We start from the raw sequence: 23521 nt of genomic DNA on the forward strand, positions 1-23521 counted from the left end.
CCAACCCATCACCGTTTTGGTAACGTCCGGGAGGGACGAGAAACACATATGGCAAAGATCATTGCTTTCAACGAAGAGGCCCGTCGCGGCCTTGAGCGTGGCCTGAACATCCTCGCTGACACTGTCAAGGTCACCCTCGGCCCGCGCGGACGTAACGTGGTGCTGGAAAAGAAGTGGGGCGCTCCCACGATCACCAACGATGGCGTGTCCATCGCCAAGGAGATCGAACTCGACGACCCGTACGAGAAGATCGGTGCCGAGCTCGTCAAGGAGGTCGCCAAGAAGACCGATGACGTCGCGGGCGACGGAACCACCACCGCCACCGTCCTGGCTCAGGCGCTCGTTCGTGAAGGCCTGCGCAACGTCGCGGCCGGAGCAGACCCGATCAGCCTCAAGCGTGGCATCGAGAAGGCCACGGCCGCCGTGATCGCTGAGCTCATCGCCAACGCCAAAGAGGTCGAGACCAAGGAAGAGATCGCGGCCACCGCTTCCATCTCCGCCGGTGACGCCGAAATCGGCGCCATCATCGCCGAGGCCATCGACAAGGTCGGCAAGGAGGGTGTTGTCACCGTCGAGGAGTCGAACACTCTCGGCACCGAGCTCGAGCTCACCGAGGGCATGCGCTTCGACAAGGGCTTCCTGTCCGCCTACTTCGTGACCGACCCCGACCGTCAGGAAGCGGTCTTCGAAGACCCCTACATCCTGATCGTCAACTCCAAGGTCTCCAACATCAAGGACCTGCTCCCCATCGTGGACAAGGTCATCCAGACCGGCAAGCAGCTCCTCATCATCGCCGAGGACGTCGACGGCGAGGCCTTGGCCACGCTCGTGGTGAACAAGATCCGCGGAATCTTCAAGTCGGTCGCCGTCAAGGCTCCCGGCTTCGGCGACCGTCGCAAGGCCCAGCTGCAGGACATCGCCATCCTCACCGGTGGACAGGTCATCAGCGAAGAGGTCGGTCTCAAGCTCGAGAACGTCACGCTTGACCTCCTCGGCAACGCGCGCAAGATCGTCATCACCAAGGACGAGACCACCATCGTCGAAGGCGCCGGAGACCCCGAAGCCATCGCCGGACGTGTCCAGCAGATCCGCAGCGAGATCGAAAACACCGACAGTGACTACGACCGCGAGAAGCTCCAGGAGCGCCTCGCCAAGCTCGCCGGCGGAGTCGCAGTCATCAAGGCCGGCGCCGCGACGGAGGTTGAGCTCAAGGAGCGCAAGCACCGCATCGAGGATGCCGTCCGCAACGCGAAGGCTGCCGTCGAAGAGGGCATCGTCGCCGGTGGTGGCGTTGCGCTGATCCAGGCCGGCAAGACCGCGTTCGAGAAGCTCGAGCTGGTCGGCGACGAGGCAACGGGAGCGAACATCGTCAAGGTTGCCATCGACGCTCCACTCAAGCAGATCGCCCTCAACGCCGGCATGGAGCCGGGCGTTGTCGCCGACAAGGTGCGCAACCTGCCGATCGGTTGGGGCCTCAACGCCGCGACCGGTGAGTACGTCGACATGCTCGCCGCCGGAATCAATGACCCGGTGAAGGTCACCCGTTCCGCGCTGCTGAACGCAGCGTCGATCGCCGGACTGTTCCTCACCACCGAGGCCGTAGTCGCCGACAAGCCGGAGAAGAACGCTGCTCCGGCCGGCGACCAGGGCGGCGGAATGGACTTCTAAGTCCACACCGCTTCACCGCTTCACAACACAGGGCGCCTCCGCCGGGAGGCGCCCTGTGTCGTTAATGCAGGCCTCGCTAAAACAGGCGTCGTCAAAACAGGCGTCGCCAATGCGCAGGCCGTCGCGGCTAACGCAGGAAGAGGCGCGCGTTGGCCTGCTCGATCTCGGCGTACTGCTGGCCGGCTTGGTTCAGGGCCAGATTCAATCCCTCCGCGCTCTGGGCCACCTGCTGTTGGGTGGCACGCCAGTCCGAGACCGCCGCCTGGAACGCGGTGGCGGCCTGGCCCGTCCACGAGCCCTCCAGCGCGGTCAGCTGGGCGATGAGCCCGGCGACCTCGCCCTGGATGTGCCCGATCGTGGCGCGCGCCACCGAGGTGGTGTGGAGCACTGCTTCGCTGTCGACCTGATAGCGGGTCATGGGGGTCCTTTCGGCAGGGGAAGATACCGATCAGACTACGGAGCCGCCTGCAGCCGTTCCCGTTGGCTGCCGTTGTGCCATGGCAAATCATCCTCCCGGACCGCGGGGGAGGAACCGCGGGGGTTTGACGCCGCGGCACGCGCTACGACGTGATGACGGGGGCGACGCGCTGGGGCGCGCTCGGAGAACAGGCCAGTGGGAACCAGACCCGGAACGTTGCGCCGCCGCCGGGGGTGTCCACGACCTGGACGGTGCCGTTGTGGCTGGCGACGATCGAGGCGACGATCGCCAGGCCGAGCCCGCTGCCGCCGGTCTCCCGTGCACGGGAGGTGTCCGCACGCCAGAAGCGCTGGAAGATCTTCTCCCTGATCTGCGGCGGGATACCCTCACCATGGTCGATGACGGCGATGGAGGCGCGCTGGTTTCGGCGGTCGACTGCGACCTCGAGCTCGACCGGGCTGTCCGTCGGGCTGAAGCGTAGCGCGTTGCCCATCAGGTTCGTGATGATCTGGCGGATCTTGTTCTCCTCGGCCATCACCACGGCCTGCACGGTGCCGGGCTCGGTCACCGGAGTCTGTTCCGGAGCCGGCGGCGCAACATCCGCTTTGCGTGGTTTGCGGGTGCGCAGCCGCGCCAGGGTTGCCCCGGCGAAAGAGACGGATCCGCCCGCCGGTTGGTTCGGCTCGTTGGGCTTCGAACCTGGTGCGGCAGCGGAGGGGACTTCTCCCGTTGAGTGAGCGAGGTCGATGGCGGGGCGTTCGGTGCTGTCCTCGATCTCGGCGGGGATCGGCGTGACGACGGTGATGGTGCGACCGGGGGAGGAGGCCATGGCGTCGAGGGCCGCGTCACGGGCGAGCGGCATCAGGTCGACCGGCGCGAGGGCAAGCGGCTTTGTCTCGTCGAGCCGGGCCAGCTCGAGCAGGTCTTCGACGAGGCCGCCCATGCGGATCGCTTCTTTCTCAATGCGCTCCATGGCCAGTGCGATTTCTTCCGGGGCCTGCAAGGCACCCATTCGGTAGAGCTCGGCGTAGCCGCGCACCGAGACGAGGGGAGTGCGCAACTCGTGGCTGGCGTCGCCGACGAAACGGCGCATCTGGTCGATGGTGCGGGCGCGGTCCTTGAACAGGCGGTCGATGCGGCTCAGCATGGTGTTGAGCGATCGGTTGAGGCGCCCGACCTCGGTGTTGGGCGTGGCGCCGCCGAGCCGCTGGCTGAAGTCGCCATCGGCGATGGCCGCGGCCGTGCGCTCCACCTCTCGCAGCGGTGCAAAGGTGGTGGTCACCAGCAGCCGGGTGAGCAGGGCGCCCACCAGCACGACCCCGAGCCCGAACCCCAAGAAAATGGTGAGGTAGGTGGCCATGGTGTTCTCGGTCGGCCTCAACGAGACCGCCATGACCAGCGTGCCCAAGGTTCCCTGAGGCGAGATCACGAGCGGCACGGCGACCGCCAAGAACTCGGTGTCGTGTGCCGAGTCCACCAGAGTCATCGTCTTGCCGTCGAGCTCCATCACGGTCTGCAGGTCGAGCGGTGCGGTCAGGATCGGCAGCTCACTGCGCGGGACATCCCGCCAGGTGTGGTCCTCGAGGCTGCCGTGCTCGTCATACAGGGCGACGTAGTAGTCCGAAGAGACCACGGCTGTAGTGCCCTGGCCGAGAGCCGCCGCCGAATAGCTGTTCGAGGCGGACTGGGCGTCGATCTGCAGCTGCGAATCGACCTGCTGGACCACGTATTGGCGAAGCATGGCCATCGTGCCGATGCCGGAGACGAGCAGGCCGAGCGTCAGCATCAGGACCGTGACGCCCGTGATTTTGGAACGCAGGGAAATGCGGCTCCACCGCTCCATAAGTGACTGATGCATAGGAAACCAGTGTATGAGCGCAGCCTGTGTCTACGCCTTGGCGGCCTTGAGCATGTAGCCGAAGCCGCGCTTGGTCTGGATGAGGGGTTCGGTCGAGTGCGCGTCCACCTTGCGGCGGAGGTAAGAAATGTAGGACTCGACGATGCCGGCGTCACCGTTGAAGTCGTACTCCCAGACATGGTCCAGGATCTGAGCCTTCGACAGGACCCGGTTCGGGTTCAGCATGAGGTAGCGCAGAAGCTTGAACTCGGTCGGACTGAGTTCGATGGGGGCGTCGCCGACCAGGACCTCGTGGGTGTCCTGGTCCATGGTGAGTTCGCCGGCGCGGATGATCGCGTCTTCGTCGGCCTGCATGGTCCGGCGCAGGATGGCCTTGATCCGGGCCACAATCTCGTCGAGACTGAACGGCTTGGTGACGTAGTCGTCGCCGCCGACCGTCAGGCCGGTGATCTTGTCTTCGGTGTCGTCCTTCGCCGTGAGAAAGAGGATCGGGGCCGTGTAGCCGGCGGACCGCAGGCGCTTGGTTACTCCGAAACCGTTCATGTCCGGCAGCATGACGTCAAGGATGATGAGGTCGGGTTCTTCCTCGAGGACGGCGGAGATCGCCTGCGCGCCGTTCCCGACGGCTCGCACGGCGAATCCGGCGAAACGCAGGCTGGTGGTGAGGAGATCCCGGATATTGGGTTCGTCGTCGACAATAAGGATGCGTGGGCCGTCAGTCATGAATTTATTATCTGCGCGTTAGCTGAAGGTTTACTGAAAATGCCCGGTATGCGCGCTGGCGAGTAGATTGGTGATCAAACCAGACTGCCGCGGCGTGGGGAGACCAGAATGACTGTTCCGACTTTTGCGATTGTGGGGGCCGGCTTGGCCGGGGCCAGAGCGGCCGAGGCCATCCGTTCCGAGGGGTTCGACGGGAGCATCGTGTTGCTGGCCGGGGAGACTGAGTACCCCTACGTGCGGCCGCCCCTCTCCAAGGACTACCTGGCCGGGCGGGCCGCCCGGGACACGATCGACGTGCACCCGGCACCGTGGTACGACGAGCGGGGCATCGACGTGCGGCTGGGTGCCCGGGTGACCGGGCTGGCGCTCGATACTCACGAGCTGACCCTGCGGGAGGGCAAATCCGTGCGCTACGACAGATTGCTCCTCGCGACGGGGGCGTCGTCACGGCGCTTTCCCGGCCCGGGCGCAGACCTGGCCGGGGTGTACCATCTGCGCACGGTCGGCGAGTCGCAGGCGCTCCGAGCCGAGCTGGAGCCGGGAAACCGCCGGGTCGTGATCGTCGGGGCCGGCTGGATCGGTCTCGAAGTCGCCGCGGCCGCCCGCGGTTACGGCAACACCGTCACGGTGCTCGGGCGGGACGGCGTGCCGCTGGCCCCGGTGATCGGCGACGAGGTCGGGTCGGTGTTCGCGGAGCTGCACCGCGTGAACGGGGTGGATCTGCGGATGGAAACTCAGGCCGACCGACTGATCGGGACGCAGGGGAGGGTCACCGGAGTGGGACTCCCCGGCGGCGAGGTCGTTTCGGCCGATGTCGTCGTCATCGGCATCGGCGCGGTGCCGAACACGGACCTGGCCCGGGACGCGGGCCTGGCCGTCGACGACGGCATCGTCGTCGACGCGGCGTTCCGGTCCATCGACCCGGACGTCTACGCGGTGGGTGACGTCGCCACGGTCTTCCACCCCGTGCTGCGGCACCATCTGCGCGTCGAGCACTGGGACAACGCCGAGCGGGCCGGCGCCGCGGCCGGCCGCTCGATGCTTGACCAGGCGGTCAGCTACGACGCGATCCCGTACTTCTACACCGACCAGTTCGACCTCGGGATGGAGTACTCGGGGTACGGCGCACTTGCCCGGGATGCGGAGGTCGTGTTTCGCGGTGACCCGGCGAGGCGGGAATTCATCGCGTTCTGGGTGTTGGACGGCAGGGTCGTCGCGGGCATGAACGTCAACGTGTGGGACGTCAACGAGACGGTGCAGCGCTTCATCCGGACGGAGGTGCGGGTCGACACGACCCGGCTTGCGGATGAGAGCATTGAACTGGACGAACTTCTCGCCGGAGCACCCGACTGAAGGACCTGACATGGACAACGCGACCACTCGACCTGGCCCGGCGCTGCCCGACCTGATCCATCCACGGCGACTGATCGGGGAGAGACTGTTCGATTTTTCCCGTGAGGTGGCCGTGATGGCCATCGTCAACCGCACGCCGGATTCCTTCTACGACAAGGGGGCGACCTTCGCTCTTGACGAGGCCGTCACGGCCGCCCGGCGCGCCATCCTGGACGGCGCCGACTGGGTCGACATCGGCGGGGCGAGATTCGCGCCCGGCCCGTCCATTCCGATCGAGGAGGAGATCGACCGGGTCGTCCCGGTGGTCGAGGCCCTGCGCGGCTCGGGCGTCGTCATCTCCGTCGACACCTTTCATCCCGCCGTGGCGCGCGCCAGCCTGGCCGCCGGCGCCCACGTGATCAACGACACCACCGGGGTGCACGACCCGGCCATGGCTGACGTCGTCGCGGACAGCGACGCGACGCTGGTGATCACCCACAGCCTCGCGCCGCCGCGCACACCGTGGCCGGGGCCCACCTACGGCGACGTGGTGCACGAGGTCGCAACCTTCTTGGATGAACGGATCGAGCTGGCCCGGAGTCGCGGCGTCCCGGCATCCCGCATCATCGTTGACCCCGGGCACGACCTGAACAAGAACACCTACCACTCGCTCGAGCTGACCCGGAGGCTCGGCGAGATCACCGCGCTCGGCTACCCCACTCTGGTCGCAGTCTCGAACAAGGACTTCATCGGGGAGACGCTGAACCGTGAGCGGGGCGACCGGATCGCGGGATCGCTCGCCGCCGCCGTCTACAGCATCCTGCAGGGCGCCCGGATCGTGCGGATGCACAACGTCGTCGCCGCGGTCGACGCCGTGCGGATGACCGAGGCGATCCTGGGCTTCCGCGAACCGGCGTACGTGCGCCACAACCTGGCCTGATGATGCTGGATCGTGACGAGCTGATCATCCGTTACCGGGTGCCTGACCGCACTCTGCCGCACCTGCGAGTGAATTTTATCGCCAGCCTCGACGGCGCCGCCACCCGGGAGGGTGTGAGTGGCGGGCTCGGGAACGCCGACGACAGGCTCGTCTTCGATACCCTTCGGATGCTCGCTGACGTGATCGTGGTCGGTGCGGGCACGGTGCGCGCCGAGGGGTACGTCGGCATCCGTCAGGGCCCCGCGGATGCCGCGTGGCGGGTCCGGCACGGACTTCCGGCGCAGCTGCCCGTCGCCATCGTGTCCTCACGGCTGGACCTCGAGCCGAGCCACTCGCTGTTCGCGGACGCCGCCGTGCGGCCGCTGGTCGTGACGCACGCGGCGTCACCGCTGCGGCGACGCGCGGAGCTCGCAGAGGTGGCGGACGTGCTGGTCTGCGGGGAGGACGTCGTGGACCCGCGGCTGATGCGGGCGGAGCTGGCTCGGCGCGGTCTGGCGCAGATACTCTGCGAGGGTGGGCCGAACCTGTTCGGTGCGCTGATCGACGCCGACTGCGTCGACGAGCTGTGCCTCACCGTCAGCCCCGTGCTCGAGGGCGGCCCGGCCGGACGGATCTCCGCCGGTCCCGCCGCCATCACCCGGGAGATGTCCCTGCTGCACGTGCTGACCGCCGGGGACATGCTGTTCCTGCGCTATGCCCGCCGGAAGGCTTCCTCTCCGACCGCCTGACCGGCCGTTTCACCGCCGGTCAGACGGAGACGACCTGCGCGTCCAGATTCTGCGAGTCAAGGATCGTGTAGCTATAGCCCTGCTCGGCGAGGAAGCGCTGGCGGTTCTGGGCGAAGTCCTGGTCGACGGTGTCGCGGGCCACCAGCGTGTAGAAGTTCGCGGACAGACCGGACTCCTTCGGCCGCAGAAGCCGGCCGAGGCGCTGCGCCTCCTCCTGGCGTGAGCCGAAGGAACCCGAAACCTGGATGGCGACGGTGGCCTCCGGCAGGTCGACCGAGAAATTCGCGACCTTTGACACCACGAGCAGGTTCTCCTCGCCGACTCGGAAGGCCTGGTAGAGGCGCTCGCGCTCGTCGACAGGGGTCGCACCGGTGAGCTTGGGGGCATTCAGGGCCTCGGCGAGCTCGTCGATCTGGTCGAGGTACTGTCCGATCACGAGGATGCGTTCTCCGGGGTGCTTGGCTACCAGGCGCTTGACGACGTCGAGCTTCGCGGGTGCGGTCGCGGCCATCCGGTAGCGCTCGTCGTCGGCGGCGGCGGCATAGCTGAGTCGCTCGGACTGGGGCAGGTCGATGCGCACCTCGAAGCAGGAGGCTGGGGAGATGAAGCCCTGGGCCTCGATCTCCTTCCAGGGCGCGTCGAACCGCTTCGGGCCGATCAGGCTGAATACGTCGCCCTCGCGGCCGTCCTCGCGCACCAGGGTGGCGGTGAGGCCGAGGCGGCGGCGGGCCTGCAACTCCGCGGTCAGCTTGAACACGGGGGCCGGCAGCAGGTGCACCTCGTCGTAGATGACGAGGCCCCAGTCCATGGCGTCGAGTAGCTCGAGGTGCGCGTATTCGCCCTTCCGTTTGGCGGTGAGGATCTGGTAGGTCGCGATCGTGACCGGCTTGACCTCCTTGACCTGCCCGGAGTACTCGCCGATCTCGTCGGCGGTGAGGGTCGTGCGCTTCTGCAGTTCGTCGCGCCACTGACGGGCGGAGACCGTGTTGGTGACGAGGATGAGCGTGTTGGTCTTGGCGGTGGCCATGGCCCCGGCGCCGACCAGCGTCTTTCCGGCCCCGCAGGGCAGCACGACCACGCCGGAGCCGCCGTCGAAGAAGCTGGAGACGGCCTTGTTCTGGTAGTCCCGGAGCGCCCAACCGTCTTCCAAAAGACCGATCGGATGCGGCGTTCCCGGCGTGTAGCCGGCGAGGTCCTCGGCCGGCCAGCCCAGTTTCACCAGTTCCTGTTTGAGCTGGCCGCGCGCCCACGGCTCGACCAGGAACGAGTCCGGCGACGGATGCCCGATCAGGAGGGGCGCGATGCGCCGGGCCCCGGCGATCTCGGTGAGCACGGCCTGGTCGTTGCTCTGCAGGATGAGCTGACCCTCGGTGTCACGTTCGATGATGAGCCGGCCATACCGGCCGACCGTCTCGGTGATGTCCACGCTGACGGTCTGCGGGATGGCGAACTTCGAGTACTTTTCGAGCGTGGCCAGCATGTTGGAGGCGTCGTGCCCCGCGGCGCGGGCATTCCACAGCCCCAGCCGGGTGATGCGGTAGGTGTGGATGTGCTCGGGGGCACGCTCCAACTCGGCGAACACGGCCAGGTCGTGGCGCGCATCCTCGGCAAGAGGGTGGGCGACTTCGAGCAAAACCGTACGGTCACTTTGGACGATCAGAGGGCCATCAGACATAGCCGTTAATCCTACGCCCGGTCAGCGTGAAGGCCCGCACCTACGGCGCCGGCGTGATGCTGATAATGCTGGACAGAGGCAGCGTGCGTTCGATGTCGGCGCGACGGTCTCGGGCCCGGAAACGCCCGCCGCCCACACTGGCCGGCTCGAGCAGATAGTCGACCACCACACCGCCGGGCATGGCGATGCTGACGACGACGGTCTGCTTCGCCTTGATTGCCAGGTCGAGCTGGCGGGCGAGCCAGGCATCCGCTGCCTGGCCCTCGCCGCCATCGGCGGCACGCAGCCTCTCGACCAGGGTGACGGCCGGATCCGGGGCGTCCACCGGCACGACCCGAGCGAGCTGGTGGCGGCGCAGGTGCACGATCTCATGGGTGGCGTCCTCCGCGGCGACGGGGTAGCGCGCATCGCTGAGCGCCCAGAAGACCACGTCGGAGGGGAACCGGCTGGTCAGTCGGCTGCCCTCGGCAGGCACAAGGCCGAGGGAGGCGAGCGTCTGGTCCACGGCGATGGTGCTCAGCAGGGCCGCGTCGTCGGACTGGACATAGGCCTGGGCCGGGGACTCCATCGGGTCCGTCGGGCCGACGCGCACGCGCCCGTAGCGGGCGGCGGATTCCCGGATCAGGTAGTCGACGGGCTGTGGGATGCCGGTCAGGGAGACCGTGCGCAGGAAATCGAGCAGTGACTCCGCGCTTTCGCCGGCCGCCAGGGCGCGGTTCACGGAGTTGGCGGTGATGCGGTAGCTCAGGGCGAGTTCCCGGCTCTCCACGTCGGCGAGCCCCCGCAGGCGGCTGTCGATCGAGGGGGCGAGCGGTCCGGGGGACACGATCGACAGGTCGTTCTGCAAGTACACCGCGCCGCCGGTCGCCGGCAGCGCGGCCGCCATGGTGGCGACGGCCGCCTCGAGGTCACCGGCCAGCACCGATGCACCGGCCGGGCTGGTGGTCTGGTGGGCGGTGATGCCGATCAGTTCGGCGTCCTCGGCGAACTCGGTGACCCGGTCGTCCATCCACTGGCCGCCGGCCGGGTAGAGCCAGGCCACGAAGCTGCGCAGCACGTCGCCCCAGGACACGCCGGGCCGGCGGGCGAGTATCCCGCGCACATCCGGCGGCAGGGCCGCATGCCAGGCGTCGGCCAAGGTTGCCCAGCGGCGGGCGGTGCTCTCGAGCAGCCAGGCCTCGCCGGCTTCGGTTTCATTCCAGTAGCCGTCGGAATGGGCGATGAGTTCGGCTCGGGCCGCGGTCGCGACGAAGGAGGGCACGAATTCGAGTTCGACCCCCATCACGGCGGCCAGACGCTTGGTGTCGGGCAGGCCGAGCCCGCCCCGGCTGAGCTCCCTGGCCGGCTCGCGGGCGAGCTCGGTGACCAGTTCGGCGATGGAGGACACCGCGGCGAAGGCACGCTCCGCCGCGAGACGGTCTGTGAAGCGGGTATCGGTGGTGTCGACACTGGCCAGCGCCGCGGGTGCTGGCGTCGAAGCCAGCTCGAGCGCGGTCGGCAGGCCCAGGTCCGGCCAGGTCAGCAGTTGCGCGGCCACCGCCGGGTAGGAACTGAACCGCCCGTCGGTCAGGCGCGCGAGCATGAGGGAGTCCAATTCGGCGGCACGGCCGGCGACCTCGGCCACGTCGACGGGCGAACCTGCCAGTTCGGACAGGCGCTCGGCGAGGTCGAACAGCGACGGCGCGGAAGCCGTGCCGACCTCCGTTCCCTGGCTGAGCTCACCGGCGACGGCGAGAACGGCGAGGGTGGCCCGATCGAGCCGTGCCAGCACCCGTTGGATTGCGGTTGGTTCGAGGAGAGCCTCGGCCAGGTCGAAGAAATCACGGATGCCCGTGGCCGAGACCATGCGGATGTCGATCGTGCGACGCAACGTTGCGTCATCCAGCGCCCGAAGGCGCGAAGCGAGTGTGAGCATTGCTACTCCTTATTCTGTCGTGCCTCACGAGCGCGACGCATGCCGGACAACACCATGAGGACGATGATCAGCACGAATCCGAGAGGCAATCCAAACAGCGGCAAAGCAAGCACCGCCGGCCAGACCCCCTGGCCGAAACCGTTGTCCGCCCCGGCCCCGGCCGCTGTGCCGAGGATGACGGCAAGGAACGCGAGGATGGACAGACCCACCACACCCGCAACCATGTAAGCAAGGATGCGTTCGAGCCGGCTCGCGGCGGGTGGAATTTGATTGGTCACAGACTCAAGGATACGGGGCGGGAACCGGTCCGACCGAATAGGCTGGGGGTGGTTGGCGCGCAATCCGCGCGCCCGGAATCCAGCGAGGTCCAGATGCCCACCGGCAAGGTCAAGTTCTACGACGAGGAGAAAGGTTTCGGCTTCATCACCTCTGATGACGGCCACGAGGTCTTTCTCCACGCTTCTGCACTGCCCGCCGGAGTCACGGTCAAGGCAGGAACGAAGCTCGAATTCGGCATCGCCGACGGCAAGCGGGGCGCTCAGGCGCTGTCCGTTCGCGTTCTCGAGGCACCGCCGAGCCTGGTCAAACTCAGCCGCAAGCCGGCTGACGACATGGCCGTCATCGTCGAGGACCTGGTGAAACTCCTCGACGGCATCGGAGCGAGCCTGCGTCGCGGCCGCTACCCCGACAAAACCCACAGCCACAAGATCGCGGCCATGCTGCGCAAGGTCGCGGAGGAACTCGATGCCTGAGGCCGCTGCCGACGAGCGCCTGCTGTCCGCGGTCGACCAGGCGCGCACCGCGCTGCTGGAGATCACGCCGGCCGACAGCATCGGCGAACCCCTCGGCCACCTTGTCGAAGGCGAGCATGTGCTCTCGCTGCTGTTCGACTGCAACCTGTCCGGCTACCCGGGCTGGCGTTGGACGGTCACCCTCGCCCGGGTGGACAAGAGCTCCGAGCCGTCGGTTCTGGAAGCCGAGCTCACGCCGGGCGACGACGCCCTGATCGCGCCGGAGTGGGTGCCGTGGTCTGACCGCCTGGCCGACTACCGCACGGCCCAGGAACTGGCTGCGGCCGTGGCCGACGCCGAGGCGTTGGGCGATGATGACGAATCGGACGACGACGACGAATCTGACGACGAGGACGAATCTGACGACGACGACGATGACGGCGACGACGGCGACGAGTCAGACGACGACGAAGACCGCGGCGAAGATGTGCTTGACGGGATCGACTTCGGTGCGGCCCTAACGGCGCCGGAACCGTACCCAGGCAATCCCGAGCAGGCCGAGGCCGAGGCCGATGAGGGCAGCCCAGAGCCACCAGCCCACCCCGGCGGCGGCGAGTTCGTCCCGGAAGACGAGCGCGAGCGCGAGCGCCACTAGCCAGCCGGCGGAGCCCGCAAGGAAAGCCTTGCGGGAATTCGTTCGAGCCGGCAGCGGGTCTGGCCGACGCTCACTGTCTCTCAGCCAGAGCCGCATGTCGAGGCCTACTTGCCCAGGTTCTGCACCACGAACTCGATCGAGCGGACGAGCTGGCGCACGTCTCCGGGCTCGATCGCGGTGAAGGTGGCAACCCGCAACTGGTTGCGGCCGAGCTTGCGGTAGGGCTCGGTGTCGGAGATCCCGTTGGCGCGCAGGGTCTTGGCGATGGCGGCGGCATCGATCGCGTCGTCGAAGTCGATCGTCGCGACCACCTGTGACCGGTGCTCCGGGTCGGTGACATACGGCGTCGCGAACGGCACGCTCTCGGCCCAGTCGTAGAGAACGGATGACGATTCAAGGGTGCGCGCGGACGCCCACGCCAGGCCGCCGCTTCCGTTGATCCAGTCGAGCTGGTTCTCGATCAAAAGAAGCGTGGCCACGGCCGGAGTGTTCAGAGTCTGGTTGAGGCGCGAGTTGTCGATCGCGTTCTTCAGGCTGAGGAACTCGGGAATGTAGCGCCCGCTCGCGGCGATCTGCTCGACGCGCTCGATCGCGGCGGGGGAGAAGAGCGCCATCCACAGGCCTCCGTCGGAGGCGAGGTTTTTCTGCGGCGCGAAGTAGTAGACATCCGCCTGGTCGGCCTCGTAGTCGATACCGGCCGCCGCGCTGGTGGCGTCGATCACCGTCAGGGCGTTGGGGTCGGCAACCACGCGGGTGACCGGAGCCATGACGCCGGTCGAGGTCTCGTTCTGGGGCCAGGCGTAGACGTCGACACCCTCGGTCACGACGAACTCGCTGCGCGATCCGGCCGGGGCCTTGACCACGTCGGGCGCTTCGAGGAACGGAGCGGCCGCGGCCGCGGCGAACTTGCCGCCGAACTCGCCGAAGACGAGGTTCTGGCTGCGGCGGAGAATAAGGGAGAACGCGGCGGCGTCCCAGAACGCGGTGGACCCGCCGTTGCCGATAATGACTTCATAACCGGCAGGGGCGCGAAGGAGGTCCGCGAGGCCGGTGCGCACGCGACCGACCAAGTTCTTGACGGGTGCCTGGCGATGGGAGGTGCCCATCACGCTCGCGCTGAACTCTAAGAGGTGTTCGAGTTGTCCTTTTCGAACTTTCGACGGGCCGCAGCCAAATCGTCCATCATCGGGCAGAAGTTCCGTGGGAATTATCAGGTTCGACATAGGGCGATTCTAACGGCCGCTCTCGCGGCGATAAGGTTGGGCAGTACGTACCGAGCCGAGAGGAACGCTGGGCATGACGGATCTCATCGACACCACCGAAATGTACCTCCGCACGATTCTCGATCTCGAAGAGGAGCACATCGTTCCCCTCCGAGCACGCATCTCGGAACGCCTCGGGCACTCCGGGCCGACCGTGTCGCAGACCGTGGCCCGGATGGAACGGGATGGCCTCGTAGTCGTCTCCGGCGACCGGCACCTCGAGCTCACCGTCGACGGACGCAGCAAGGCTGTGCATGTGATGCGCAAACATCGGCTTGCGGAACGCCTGCTCAGCGACGTAATCGGGCTCGAATGGGAATTCGTCCACGACGAAGCATGCCGCTGGGAGCATGTGATGAGTGAGCGGGTGGAGCGCAAAATCCTGGAGATGCTCGATCACCCGACCGAGTCTCCGTATGGCAACCCCATCCCCGGCCTCGATGAGCTGGGCGATTCGCCGGCCGTCGCGTTCATGGCCGGGGTGACGAGCCTCGTCGACCTGGTCGCCGGATCTGCCGGTCCGGTCACCGCCGTGGTGCGCCGTCTGGGCGAACCCGTTCAGGTCGACCCCGAGCTACTGGCCCAGCTGAAAAACTCCGGTGTGCTCCCCGGGGCCACGGGGGTTTTCTCCGCCGTGGGCTCCTATGTGCTCGTGCAGGTGCATGGGTTCGGGGACGGACTGGAACTGCCCAACGAGGTCGCCGGCCACATCTTCGTCGCCACGCCGGCAGCGGTCGCCTAGCCATTCGGCGGTCACCGCCTGCCCCGTCACCATTGATCACTCGCCCCACAATTTTGTTATCAATATGTTAGAAAAAGTAGCCTGCGGCGTGACAAACGGATGAGCGTCAGTTAGCTTGGAGTCGTCCACAGTCCAGATTCCGGTCGACGGACACGGATCAAGACGCCTTTCTTGCCCGTCTCTTGATTCGTTCCTTACACACGCGACGAGCGCAGTGGACGGGGCAACTACCTAGTGTTGTCGAGGCGTCGGAGGTAATCACTTTGGCCGCATTAGGTAAGAAGATCTTCCGTCGAGCCCCGAACTCGGTAGCCACCACCGGATCCATCACCAGCCCTCCCATCACCAACGACAATGAACACGCGGAGCTCAGCCACTATCGGGCCGCCAGTCCCCGTTCCGGCCGGCGGTCACGCCGCCGAGGCGCCGTGGCGAACATCGTGTTCATGACTCTCGCCGGCGGCCTCGTCGCGACCATGGCCATCCCGGCCTATGCGTTCGCGCCGACCGAAAAGGAGTACGCGTCAACGGCCTCGGCCGAGTTGACCGAATCGGGTGCGCAGTCCGTGGCGGTCGCCGCCGCGGCCGATACCGTGAGCGTCGCGCGCGACGGGTTCACCGCCACCACCCCCGAGGAACTGGCGGCGGCAGCGGCCGCAGCAGCGGCAGCCGAGGGGCGCCGACAGGAAGCCGCGGCCGCGATGACCTCCTATGCCGCGTCGTATTCCGGTCCGTCGTCGGCCGACTACCTGGCTGCCCCGGCATACCCGAATTTCGATCTGGCATCCGTCTACAGTGTCGCGGCCGGCTACCAGGGTGTTCCCTATGTCTACGGCGGGGCCACCCCGGCCGGCTTCGATTGTTCCGGTTTCATCATGTACGTCTACGCGCAGTTCGGCATCTCGCTGCCGCATTCCTCGACCGGGCAGGGCGCGGCGGGCACCCGAATCCCCGAATCTGAGGCTCAGCCGGGTGACCTCGTCATCATGGACGGCCACGACGGGTTCTATGCAGGCAACGGCAACATCCTGCATGCGCCGTATGAGGGGGCGGCCGTGCGCGTGCAGCCGATCTGGACCAGCTCGTACTACATCGTGCGGCTCGGCATCTGAGCCTGCCGGAAGATCCGAGCCGGCCGGCTGCCAGATGAATGTTTCGTAACACCTAGCACATTCGGCGTCCCGCACTTCGCGGTGGCGCCGAATGTGGGTTAACCTGTTGCTCTGATGTTTTGCGAGTTTTCGGGAGAGCCCATGCGCGAGCGGCGCACGATCCACACCATGGATGTGCGCTGCCGCTCCGCGCTGCGGCAGAGCAGTCGAGCAAACTTGAGTTGCGCGTGTCAGGGACACCGTGTGGCCGGTAGGGCGTTGTCATGGTGACGGCGCCCTTTTTGTTTGCCTGTTCGCTCCTTCTCACTGACTGTCGTAGTTCGAATGGCTGGAAGCCGTCCAGCCCTTTTCGAAAGGGAACGCATGCGCACACTGGTCCTCAATGCGGGGTATGAGCCCCTTGCCGTGGTGTCCTTCAAACGAGCACTCGTGCTGGTCATGAATCACAAGGCAACGATCGTGCAGGCCGACCAGGGGCATCCGATCTGCGCCGCCTCCGGTTCCTGGGAGCGACCGAGCGTCATCTTGCTCACGCGTTACGTGCGCATCCCTCGGTCCAGGGCCGTGCCGGTCAGCCGTCGCGGCGTGTTGCGCCGGGACGAGCATCGCTGCGGGTACTGCGGCAAGACCGCCAGCACGATCGACCACGTAATGCCTCGGTCGCGCGGAGGTCGGGACACCTGGGACAACCTCGTGGCCTGCTGCCTGCGCTGCAACAACCTTAAAAGCGACCGGACGCCGGCCGAGATGGGCTGGAAACTCTTGTTCCACCCGGGATTGCCGGTCGGCACGACCTGGGTGGTGCGCGGCGCTGAGCGGCCGTCACCGCAGTGGGATGAATTCCTTGCTCCTGCCGCCTGACCCGCGAATGTAACAGGGATGTAACGCCCGAAGGTGACTTCCCGATCGCCGTCGCCTATGGTTGAGGAGCACCGAACCTCGATCTCGGTGCGTTAGAGGATCTTCTTTTGCCCCAACCCGGCGTACCCGGCACTTCTGGTTCGCCAGAGACCCCGATTTTTCCGCTCTCGCGCCGCGAACTGCGTGCGCAGCGTGAGGCGGCAGAGACCCGAGCCGACGCCACCGTGAACACTCCGGTGCGCATGGACGTGCCGGTGGCTGTGCGCATTCCCGATGCGGTTGCGGAAACCAAGGCTCTGGACCTCGAAAAGGCATCGATCGCGGCGCGGAGCAACCGGCTCAATCCGGTCGCTTCCCCGCGGGTCGCACCGGCCGTCAGCCGCCCGGTGCCCCGGTCGCGCCGCCGGCGGCCCATGAAAATCGCCGTGACCCTGCTGGCCATTCCGGGACTGTTCCTCACCGCCGGCCTTCCGGCCTATGCGTTCGCGCCCGGTGCGAGCGACACCGCCGCGACGACTTCGCGGGTTGCCGACACGCAGGGCGTCACGGTGGACAGTGGCGCCGCAGCCATCACCGTCGCTCGCGACGGTTTCACGGCGACCACGAGCGAGGAACTCGCCCAGCGGGATGCCGAGGCCAAGCGCGCACTGGCCGCCCAGCAGACCGCCGAGGCAGACCGATCGGCTGCCACCGACTTCGCTGTATACAGCGTGCGTGCCAAGGGCGACGACTACCCGTGGTTCGACCGGGCCACCGACACCCAGGGCGGCGGGCTGTCTCCGCTTGGCTACTATTACCGCGAATGCGTGGACTTCGTGGCATATCGGCTCAACCGCGACGCCGGGTCGACCGGCTCCCCGTGGACCTGGACCTGGAGCAAGCTCACCCCCAGCGGCGGCAACGCGAGCAACTGGGCCAGCGCCTGGGCTGACCAGGGCTGGGCCACCGGCGACACTCCCGTCGTCGGCGCGGTCGCCTGGTTCAACTACAACCACGTGGCCTACGTGCAGTCGGTCAACAGCGACGGCTCGGTCATTCTCGAGGAATACAACTGGAACGGCAGTCACGCGTACAACACGCGCACCGTGTCGGCCAGTGAGGTTCCGCTCTTCCTGTACCCGCCGACGTAAGCGCGTCGCAGCGGTGCGCTGCGGCGCCGGCAGACAACCACTAAACTTCAGGAGCCAGCCTCTGTAGCTCAACGGAAGAGCAGTTCCGTCCTAAGGAAACGGTTGGGGGTTCGAATCCCTCCAGGGGCACCACTAATCATCGGTCGATGCCGACCGACCAGCACATCGCCCTTGTGTCGACGTGTCCACGGAGCGGTCGACTTCCTCCTTTAAAGTCGGGGAATTTCCCGTTTCGTCACGGAAATAGTGTGATTGACCTGATGTGCAGATTTGGTTTGAATTCCTTCCCGGAGTCAATGAAGCTAATCGAACTCACTCAGCGGCGGCGCAACGGATGCGCGCACGAATCGATCGCTGGCGAAGCCGAGGAGAGCACCCATGGCAGAAATAGCGTGCGCGAAAAAAGCGAGCGAGCACCGGCGCCCGACGATTCCCGCAAACCCGACTCGCTGAGCGAGATCGCCAAGCCGTCCTGGCGGTATGGGCTGCGTCAGCAGCCCCGTCCCGTTCTGGTGACGCTTGATCGGGACGTAGACCCGGCCTCGCGATATCCCCAGTGAAAGCGCTGCAGCGTCGACCGCAGCCCTGCCCACAGTTCCCCGCTCGGGCAGTTCAGCTCGTCGCCGGCGGTCGGCGTCGCCCTCGTCGTCGGGATCCTGTTGGCGCTGTGGTCGGCATCCGGGTGCGTCGGCGCGTTCAGCCGGGATCGCAATCCTGTACTAGGCAACCCCCAACGCCCAGCAGCCCAAGTTCCGATGGTTCAGCCTGAGTGCGTTACTCGCATTCCTCACTCTGGTGATCTCCTCATTCCTGTTCGGCCTCTACGTCACCATTTTCTCCAATGACGACCGCACGTATGATTCCCTGGCCGGCATCGTGGTGTTCCTGCTCTGGCTGTGGATAGCCAACCTCGCCCTGCTCTTCGGTGCCGAATTCGACGCCGAGCTGGAACAAGGCCGTGAGCTGCAGGCGGGCATCGCCGCAGAAGAAGAACTTCAGCTGCCGCCGCGGGACACCCGCAAGAGCGACAAGGCCGCTGACAAGGTACAAGAGGGCATCGCGATCGGCCGACGGTTGCGGCTGAACAGACGAACGAGTGACGACAGCGAGTCGAAGAAGAAAAAATAGGGCGACGGCCGGGAACCGGTTGGGGATTCGAATCCTTCCAGGGACACCCAGCGTCCGCGCACGGATGGCGAGGTCCGGATTGCTCCCAACCTCGCCTCCGGGTGTCACTGAGCGTCGTTCCCCGGGGCGCTCCAGGCCCTAGTTGTAGAGCATCCCGCCGTCGACGAGCAGGACCTGGCCGGTGACGTAGTCGGAGTCGGGGCCGGCGAAGAACGACACGATCTTGGCGACGTCCTCCGGGGTCTCGATGCGGCCGAGCGCGATGCCGTCGACGTTTTCCTTGAGGTTCTGGCCGAGCGGCTTGCCGTTGATGGCGCTGAGCTTCTCGTCGATCAGGTCCCACATGCCGGTGCCGACGATGCCGGGGGCGTAGGCGTTGACCGTGATGCCCCGAGGTGCGAGCTCCTGGGCGGCAGCCTGAGTGATTCCGCGGACGGCGAACTTCGAGGCCGAGTAGGCGCCGAGGATGGGGAAGCCCTGGATGGCGGCGATGGAGGCGGCGTTGATGATCTTGCCGGCGTGGCCGAGTTCGTCGAGCTTCGCGACCGCGGCCTGGATCCCCCAGACGACGCTGTTCACGTTGATGCGGAAGATCTTCTCCAGATCGTCCGCCGTGACCTCGAGCATGGGCGTGACCTGGGCGATGCCGGCGTTGTTGACGATCACGTCGAATCCGCCGAGCTTCTCGGCCGCGGTGTCGACGGCGGCGAACACATCATCGCGGTTGGAGACGTCGGCGGTGACGAAGACGGCCCTGCGCCCGAAAGCCTCGATTTCGGCGACGACACCGGCCCCCTTTTCTGCCTGGAAGTCGAGGTCGGCGACGGCGATGTCGAAGCCGTCCTGGGCGAGGCGGAGTGCGATGCCGCGTCCGATTCCCTGCCCGGCTCCGGTGACGAGTGCGACTTTGTTCGAAACGGTCATGGTAGTTCTCATTTCTGGTTCGGGCATGCTGAGCGCCATTTGGCGTCGTTGGCCCGCAGCCCTGACGGTGTCGGTCAGACGACCATCCGGACCCCTTCAGGCTAGGCGACAGATCTGTCGACCGGTTCGCCGATGTTATCCGGTCACGCAGTACACGCCTCAGCAGCTAGCGTCGATGTATACGATCACCACACTCCGGTCGTCTCCGATGATGCACACGTCCCGGAGACCACCTCGTCTGGAGTGCCTCATGATTTCCCCCCGCATCGCGTTCGTCGACGTCGACGGCACGCTCATGGAGACCGGCTCGATGATCGCGGAGTCGGCGATCGACGCGGTGCGCGCCGCCCGGCACAACGGGCACCTGGTGTACCTCAGCACCGGACGGGCGTCCGTGGAGATCTACCCCGCGATCCGCGACATCGGATTCGACGGTTTCATCAGCTCCGGCGGCGGGTTCGCGGAGATCGGCGATGAGCTCGTGATCGAACGCACGATGCCCGAAGCGGCCGTGGCCCGCATGATCAGCTTCTATGAGGAGTCAGGGTACGACTTCTACCTGCAGTCCTTTGACGAGCTGTTTCCGAGCCCCGGCGTGCATGACCGCTTCGCGGACTACTACGCGTCCGGCGAAAAGCGGAAGGCGGGAGCCGGGTATGCGACGGCATCCGTCACCGGTGCCGTCGCACACCCGGCGCTGAAGGCCTTCGCCGATGTGCGCCCCTTCAGTCTCACGGGCATCGCGAAGTCGGTGTTCCTCGCCGGCGACCTCCGGGCGTACGACCGGGTGTCGGACGCGCTCAGCGGAGACTTCCATGTCATCACCGGAACCATCCCGCACATGGGGCGCGGCAGCGGCGAGGTGACGCTGAATGGTGTGAACAAGGGCTCCACGATCCTGCGGCTCCTCGACCGGCTCGGCCTCGACGCGGCATCCGCCCTCGGCATCGGTGACAGCAGCAACGACATCGAGATGCTGCAGGTCTGCGGGGTCGGCATCGCCATGGGCAACGCCTCGGATGCCGTCAAGGCCTACGCCGACGAGGTCACCACCACCGTGCAGGGCGACGGCGTCTGGAACGCCTTCCGCCGCCACGGTCTGATCTGACGCGTCGCGGCACCCGTCGCCGGTGTCACCGTAACCGGACACCTCCCTGTTACCTGCGGGTTCTAAACTGGTGGCGCGCGGTGGCTGGCACCGCGACCTGGACGAGGAGCCTGCGTGACCCTGACCCCGATTGAGCCCGGCCAGGACGTGCTCGAGGCCGGACACCGCGCGGCGCCGGCCCGCACCCTGGTCGACATCCTGCTCGCGACCGCCGGTCGGCATCCGGGCGCGCTCGCCCTCGAAGACGTCGACGGGGCGATCAACTACCGGGATCTGGTGCGCCTGGTCACCGAGCAGGCGGAGCAGCTCAGTCGCCGCGGGGTGCGCCGCGGCGACACCGTTGGCATCCGGATCCCGTCGGGAACCCGGGAACTGTATCTCTCCATTCTGGCGACCCTTCTGGTCGGCGCCTCCTACGTGCCCGTCGACGCCGACGACCCCGAGGAACGCGCCCGGCTCGTCTTCGGCGAGGCCCGGGTCGTGGGCGTGATCGGGGCGGGCGGCGTGTTCGAGGTGCGCACCGGCATCGACGCGGAGATGTTCGCCGAACGGATGCTGGCGCCCGGGGACGACCTGGCCCTCGCCGGCACGATCGGCGCCATGCCGGCCCCCGACGACGATGCCTGGGTGATCTTCACCTCGGGCTCCACCGGGGTACCAAAGGGGGTGGCGGTGGCCCACCGCTCCGCCGCCGCGTTCGTCGACGCGGAGGCCGACCTGTTCCTCCGGTCGGACCCGATCGGTCCCGCGGACCGGGTGCTGGCCGGCCTGTCTGTGGCCTTCGACGCCTCCTGCGAGGAGATGTGGCTGGCCTGGCGGAACGGTGCCTGCCTCGTCTCGGCGCCCCGCTCCCTGGTGCGCTCGGGGGTCGACCTGGGCCCGTGGTTGATCAAGCACGGCATCACCGTGGTGTCGACGGTGCCGACCCTCGCGGCCCTGTGGCCGGAGGAATCGCTGGAGCGGGTGCGGCTGCTGATCTTCGGCGGCGAAGCCTGCCCACCCGAGCTCGCCTCGCGCCTCGCCGTGCGCGGCCGGGAGGTCTGGAACACGTATGGCCCGACCGAGGCCACCGTCGTCGCCTGCGCCGCCCTGCTCGACGGCCGCGGGCCGGTGCGGATCGGGCTTCCTCTGGCCGGCTGGAACCTTGCCGTGGTGGACGCCGCCGGTGCCCGGGTGGCCCACGGCGAGACCGGGGAGCTCATTATCGGCGGGGTCGGGCTGGCCCGCTACCTCGACGCCGGCAAGGACACCGAGAAGTACGCCCCGCATACCGAGCTGGGCTGGCACCGCGCCTACCGCAGCGGCGACCTGGTGCGCTACGAGCGCGAGGGTCTCGTGTTCGTCGGCCGGGCCGATGACCAGGTCAAGCTCGGCGGCCGCCGTATCGAACTCGGCGAGATCGAGGCGGCCCTGCGCGCGCTCCCGGGGGTGGCCGGAGCGGCCGCGGTCGTGCAGAGAACCCCGGCCGGCAACCAGATCCTGGTCGGCTACCTGGCCCAGGTGGAGGGGGCCCTCTTCGACCGGGCGGCCGCCAACATTCGTCTGCGCGAAGAGTTGCCGGCCGCGCTCGTGCCGCTGGTGCACGTCGTCGACGAGCTGCCCACGCGTATCTCCGGCAAGGTGGACCGCGGTGCCCTGCCCTGGCCCCTTCCCGCCACCGGGGGTGAGCAGGCGGAGGCCTTCTCGCCGACGGCGGCGTGGCTTGCCGTCGGCTGGGCCGCCATCCTCGGGGTGTCGGCCGACGGCCCCGACGCGGACTTCTTCGCCCACGGCGGCGGGTCGCTCTCCGCGGCCCAGTTCGTGTCGACCGTCCGCGAGCGGTTCCCCGACACCCGAGTCTCCGACATCTACGACTACCCCCGGATCGGTTCCCTCGCCGACGAGCTCGACGGACGCGCACCCGCGGCGGCGAGTATCGTGCGGGAGGTTCAGCCGGTGCCCCGGCGCAGCCGCCTCGCCATCACCCTGCTGGGCGTGCCGCTGCACGTGCTGGTCGGCGCGCGCTGGCTGGTCTACCTCTCGGCGGCGAACAACCTGCTCGCGGGCTGGTCTGGCGCCTCCTTCGCGCCCACCATCTCCTGGTGGTGGGTGGCGCTCGGGTTCGTGCTCTTCGTCACCCCGCCCGGCAAAATGGCCATCTCCGTCGTCGCCGCCCGGCTGCTGCTGCGCGGCGTGGAGCCCGGCAACTATCCGCGCGGCGGATCGGTGCACCTGCGCCTCTGGCTCGCCGAACAGGTGGCACTGCTCTCGGATGCCGTGAGCCTGGCCGGTGCCCCCTGGATCAGCTACTACGCCAGGGCTCTCGGCGCCCGCATCGGCACCGACGTCGACCTGCACTCCCTGCCGCCGGTAACCGGAATGCTGGACATCGGTGCCGGGGCAGCCATCGAACCCGAGACCGACCTGTCCGGCTACTGGATCGACGGCGACGTGCTGCGCATCGGGCCGGTGCGGATCGGCGCCGGCGCCACGGTCGGCTCCCGCAGCGCACTGCTCGGCGGCGCCGACATCGGGCGGGGCGCCGTAATCGAGCCGGGCTCGGCCGTCTCCGGACCGGTGCCGCCGGGTGAACGCTGGGCCGGGTCCCCGGCCGCCCGCATGGGCGCCGCCC

Annotated in this window: 22 protein-coding genes, 1 tRNA gene and 1 pseudogene; 15 read left to right on the top strand and 9 right to left on the bottom strand. The window is 67.4% G+C overall.

Annotated features, from left to right (window positions below):
- The first annotated feature begins 48 nt into the window (after nt 1-48).
- The gene (gene groL, locus E3T25_RS09595) at nt 49-1668 is read left to right on the top strand and encodes a chaperonin GroEL (protein WP_104100131.1); all 1620 of its coding nucleotides are present in this window, start codon (nt 49-51) and stop codon (nt 1666-1668) included.
- A gap of 127 nt (nt 1669-1795) precedes the next feature.
- Here groL and E3T25_RS09600 read toward each other — a convergent pair whose 3' ends face one another.
- From E3T25_RS09600 to E3T25_RS09610, 3 genes are all read right to left on the bottom strand, one after another.
- Nucleotides 1796-2086 carry a WXG100 family type VII secretion target gene (locus tag E3T25_RS09600; RefSeq protein ID WP_134373899.1) on the bottom strand — a complete coding sequence of 97 codons (291 nt, stop codon included), beginning with the start codon at nt 2084-2086 and terminating at the stop codon, nt 1796-1798.
- Between the two features lie 142 nt (nt 2087-2228).
- Nucleotides 2229-3944: a sensor histidine kinase gene (locus E3T25_RS09605; RefSeq protein WP_134373901.1), complete on the bottom strand. Its 1716-nt coding sequence runs from the start codon at nt 3942-3944 to the stop codon at nt 2229-2231.
- A 30-nt stretch (nt 3945-3974) separates the two neighbouring features.
- Nucleotides 3975-4667, bottom strand: a complete 693-nt coding sequence (locus E3T25_RS09610; protein WP_104100128.1) for a response regulator transcription factor — start codon at nt 4665-4667, stop codon at nt 3975-3977.
- Nucleotides 4668-4775: 108 nt separating this feature from the next.
- Here E3T25_RS09610 and E3T25_RS09615 point away from each other — a divergent pair, with 108 nt between their 5' ends.
- From E3T25_RS09615 to E3T25_RS09625, 3 genes are read left to right on the top strand one after another with little or no spacing between them, the layout of a single operon-like run.
- Nucleotides 4776-6020 (top strand): NAD(P)/FAD-dependent oxidoreductase, encoded by a 1245-nt coding sequence (locus E3T25_RS09615; RefSeq protein ID WP_104100127.1) that lies wholly within the window; start codon nt 4776-4778, stop codon nt 6018-6020.
- 10 nt (nt 6021-6030) lie between these two features.
- Nucleotides 6031-6939: a dihydropteroate synthase gene (gene folP, locus E3T25_RS09620; protein WP_134373903.1), complete on the top strand. Its 909-nt coding sequence runs from the start codon at nt 6031-6033 to the stop codon at nt 6937-6939.
- A complete protein-coding gene (locus E3T25_RS09625; protein WP_134373905.1) occupies nt 6939-7667 on the top strand; it encodes a pyrimidine reductase family protein in 729 nt (242 codons plus the stop codon). The genes folP and E3T25_RS09625 overlap by 1 nt, the downstream gene beginning before the upstream one ends.
- Before the next feature lie 19 nt (nt 7668-7686).
- Here the strand turns inward: E3T25_RS09625 and E3T25_RS09630 are convergent, their stop codons facing one another.
- The 3 genes from E3T25_RS09630 to E3T25_RS09640 are packed head-to-tail and all read right to left on the bottom strand — an operon-like array spanning nt 7687 to nt 11535.
- Complete coding sequence (locus tag E3T25_RS09630; protein ID WP_104100124.1) at nt 7687-9342, bottom strand: DNA repair helicase XPB; 1656 nt, start codon at nt 9340-9342, stop codon at nt 7687-7689.
- 40 nt (nt 9343-9382) lie between these two features.
- The gene (locus tag E3T25_RS09635) at nt 9383-11257 is read right to left on the bottom strand and encodes a helicase-associated domain-containing protein (RefSeq protein WP_134373907.1); all 1875 of its coding nucleotides are present in this window, start codon (nt 11255-11257) and stop codon (nt 9383-9385) included.
- A gap of 2 nt (nt 11258-11259) precedes the next feature.
- Complete coding sequence (locus tag E3T25_RS09640) at nt 11260-11535, bottom strand: hypothetical protein (RefSeq protein WP_134373909.1); 276 nt, start codon at nt 11533-11535, stop codon at nt 11260-11262.
- 93 nt (nt 11536-11628) lie between these two features.
- On the opposite strand from E3T25_RS09640, the gene E3T25_RS09645 reads away from it, so the two are divergent.
- The gene (locus E3T25_RS09645) at nt 11629-12009 is read left to right on the top strand and encodes a cold-shock protein (protein ID WP_104171911.1); all 381 of its coding nucleotides are present in this window, start codon (nt 11629-11631) and stop codon (nt 12007-12009) included.
- On the top strand, nt 12002-12643 hold the full coding sequence (locus E3T25_RS09650) for a DUF3027 domain-containing protein (protein WP_134342243.1): 642 nt from the start codon (nt 12002-12004) through the stop codon (nt 12641-12643). The genes E3T25_RS09645 and E3T25_RS09650 overlap by 8 nt, the downstream gene beginning before the upstream one ends.
- Here the strand turns inward: E3T25_RS09650 and E3T25_RS17065 are convergent.
- Nucleotides 12569-12739: pseudogene (locus E3T25_RS17065) on the bottom strand (DUF2530 domain-containing protein); the annotation flags it as partial. The gene E3T25_RS09650 and the pseudogene E3T25_RS17065 sit on opposite strands and share 75 nt — an antisense overlap.
- Before the next feature lie 8 nt (nt 12740-12747).
- Entirely contained in the window at nt 12748-13866 is a 1119-nt protein-coding gene (serC, locus tag E3T25_RS09655; RefSeq protein ID WP_104100120.1) for a phosphoserine transaminase, read from the bottom strand.
- 73 nt (nt 13867-13939) lie between these two features.
- On the opposite strand from serC, the gene E3T25_RS09660 reads away from it, so the two are divergent.
- The 7 genes from E3T25_RS09660 to E3T25_RS09690 all read left to right on the top strand — a co-directional run bounded on the left by E3T25_RS09660 (nt 13940) and on the right by E3T25_RS09690 (nt 18878).
- Nucleotides 13940-14647 carry an iron-dependent transcriptional repressor DtxR gene (locus E3T25_RS09660; protein WP_134373911.1) on the top strand — a complete coding sequence of 236 codons (708 nt, stop codon included), beginning with the start codon at nt 13940-13942 and terminating at the stop codon, nt 14645-14647.
- A 263-nt stretch (nt 14648-14910) separates the two neighbouring features.
- Nucleotides 14911-15759: a C40 family peptidase gene (locus E3T25_RS09665; protein ID WP_241980770.1), complete on the top strand. Its 849-nt coding sequence runs from the start codon at nt 14911-14913 to the stop codon at nt 15757-15759.
- A 363-nt stretch (nt 15760-16122) separates the two neighbouring features.
- A complete protein-coding gene (locus tag E3T25_RS09670; RefSeq protein ID WP_134373913.1) occupies nt 16123-16620 on the top strand; it encodes an HNH endonuclease in 498 nt (165 codons plus the stop codon).
- A 242-nt stretch (nt 16621-16862) separates the two neighbouring features.
- Nucleotides 16863-17750 (top strand): CHAP domain-containing protein, encoded by an 888-nt coding sequence (locus E3T25_RS09675; RefSeq protein WP_134373915.1) that lies wholly within the window; start codon nt 16863-16865, stop codon nt 17748-17750.
- A 57-nt stretch (nt 17751-17807) separates the two neighbouring features.
- Nucleotides 17808-17882, top strand: a tRNA-Arg gene (locus E3T25_RS09680).
- A 116-nt stretch (nt 17883-17998) separates the two neighbouring features.
- Nucleotides 17999-18310: a hypothetical protein gene (locus E3T25_RS09685; RefSeq protein ID WP_134373917.1), complete on the top strand. Its 312-nt coding sequence runs from the start codon at nt 17999-18001 to the stop codon at nt 18308-18310.
- 205 nt (nt 18311-18515) lie between these two features.
- Nucleotides 18516-18878, top strand: coding sequence for a YihY/virulence factor BrkB family protein (locus E3T25_RS09690; protein WP_420898241.1), 363 nt, complete (start codon nt 18516-18518; stop codon nt 18876-18878).
- 138 nt (nt 18879-19016) lie between these two features.
- On the opposite strand, the gene E3T25_RS09695 is transcribed toward E3T25_RS09690, so the two are convergent.
- Nucleotides 19017-19802, bottom strand: coding sequence for an acetoin reductase (locus E3T25_RS09695; protein WP_104100116.1), 786 nt, complete (start codon nt 19800-19802; stop codon nt 19017-19019).
- A 250-nt stretch (nt 19803-20052) separates the two neighbouring features.
- Here E3T25_RS09695 and E3T25_RS09700 point away from each other — a divergent pair, with 250 nt between their 5' ends.
- Nucleotides 20053-20910, top strand: a complete 858-nt coding sequence (locus E3T25_RS09700) for a Cof-type HAD-IIB family hydrolase (protein WP_166784970.1) — start codon at nt 20053-20055, stop codon at nt 20908-20910.
- A gap of 114 nt (nt 20911-21024) precedes the next feature.
- A partial coding sequence (locus E3T25_RS09705; protein WP_420898240.1) for a non-ribosomal peptide synthetase occupies nt 21025-23521 on the top strand: 2497 nt, incomplete at its 3' end.

The sequence above is a fragment of the Cryobacterium sandaracinum genome (genome assembly GCF_004403415.1).
GTDB lineage: Bacteria > Actinomycetota > Actinomycetes > Actinomycetales > Microbacteriaceae > Cryobacterium > Cryobacterium sandaracinum.

Coding starts and splice junctions, on each gene's coding strand:
- groL (WP_104100131.1), top strand. CDS start 49: ATGGCAAAGATCATTGCTTTCAACGAAGAGGCCCGTCGCGGCCTTGAG.
- E3T25_RS09600 (WP_134373899.1), bottom strand. CDS start 2,086: ATGACCCGCTATCAGGTCGACAGCGAAGCAGTGCTCCACACCACCTCG.
- E3T25_RS09605 (WP_134373901.1), bottom strand. CDS start 3,944: ATGCATCAGTCACTTATGGAGCGGTGGAGCCGCATTTCCCTGCGTTCC.
- E3T25_RS09610 (WP_104100128.1), bottom strand. CDS start 4,667: ATGACTGACGGCCCACGCATCCTTATTGTCGACGACGAACCCAATATC.
- E3T25_RS09615 (WP_104100127.1), top strand. CDS start 4,776: ATGACTGTTCCGACTTTTGCGATTGTGGGGGCCGGCTTGGCCGGGGCC.
- folP (WP_134373903.1), top strand. CDS start 6,031: ATGGACAACGCGACCACTCGACCTGGCCCGGCGCTGCCCGACCTGATC.
- E3T25_RS09625 (WP_134373905.1), top strand. CDS start 6,939: ATGATGCTGGATCGTGACGAGCTGATCATCCGTTACCGGGTGCCTGAC.
- E3T25_RS09630 (WP_104100124.1), bottom strand. CDS start 9,342: ATGTCTGATGGCCCTCTGATCGTCCAAAGTGACCGTACGGTTTTGCTC.
- E3T25_RS09635 (WP_134373907.1), bottom strand. CDS start 11,257: ATGCTCACACTCGCTTCGCGCCTTCGGGCGCTGGATGACGCAACGTTG.
- E3T25_RS09645 (WP_104171911.1), top strand. CDS start 11,629: ATGCCCACCGGCAAGGTCAAGTTCTACGACGAGGAGAAAGGTTTCGGC.
- E3T25_RS09650 (WP_134342243.1), top strand. CDS start 12,002: ATGCCTGAGGCCGCTGCCGACGAGCGCCTGCTGTCCGCGGTCGACCAG.
- serC (WP_104100120.1), bottom strand. CDS start 13,866: ATGTCGAACCTGATAATTCCCACGGAACTTCTGCCCGATGATGGACGA.
- E3T25_RS09660 (WP_134373911.1), top strand. CDS start 13,940: ATGACGGATCTCATCGACACCACCGAAATGTACCTCCGCACGATTCTC.
- E3T25_RS09670 (WP_134373913.1), top strand. CDS start 16,123: ATGCGCACACTGGTCCTCAATGCGGGGTATGAGCCCCTTGCCGTGGTG.
- E3T25_RS09675 (WP_134373915.1), top strand. CDS start 16,863: ATGGACGTGCCGGTGGCTGTGCGCATTCCCGATGCGGTTGCGGAAACC.
- E3T25_RS09695 (WP_104100116.1), bottom strand. CDS start 19,802: ATGACCGTTTCGAACAAAGTCGCACTCGTCACCGGAGCCGGGCAGGGA.
- E3T25_RS09700 (WP_166784970.1), top strand. CDS start 20,053: ATGATTTCCCCCCGCATCGCGTTCGTCGACGTCGACGGCACGCTCATG.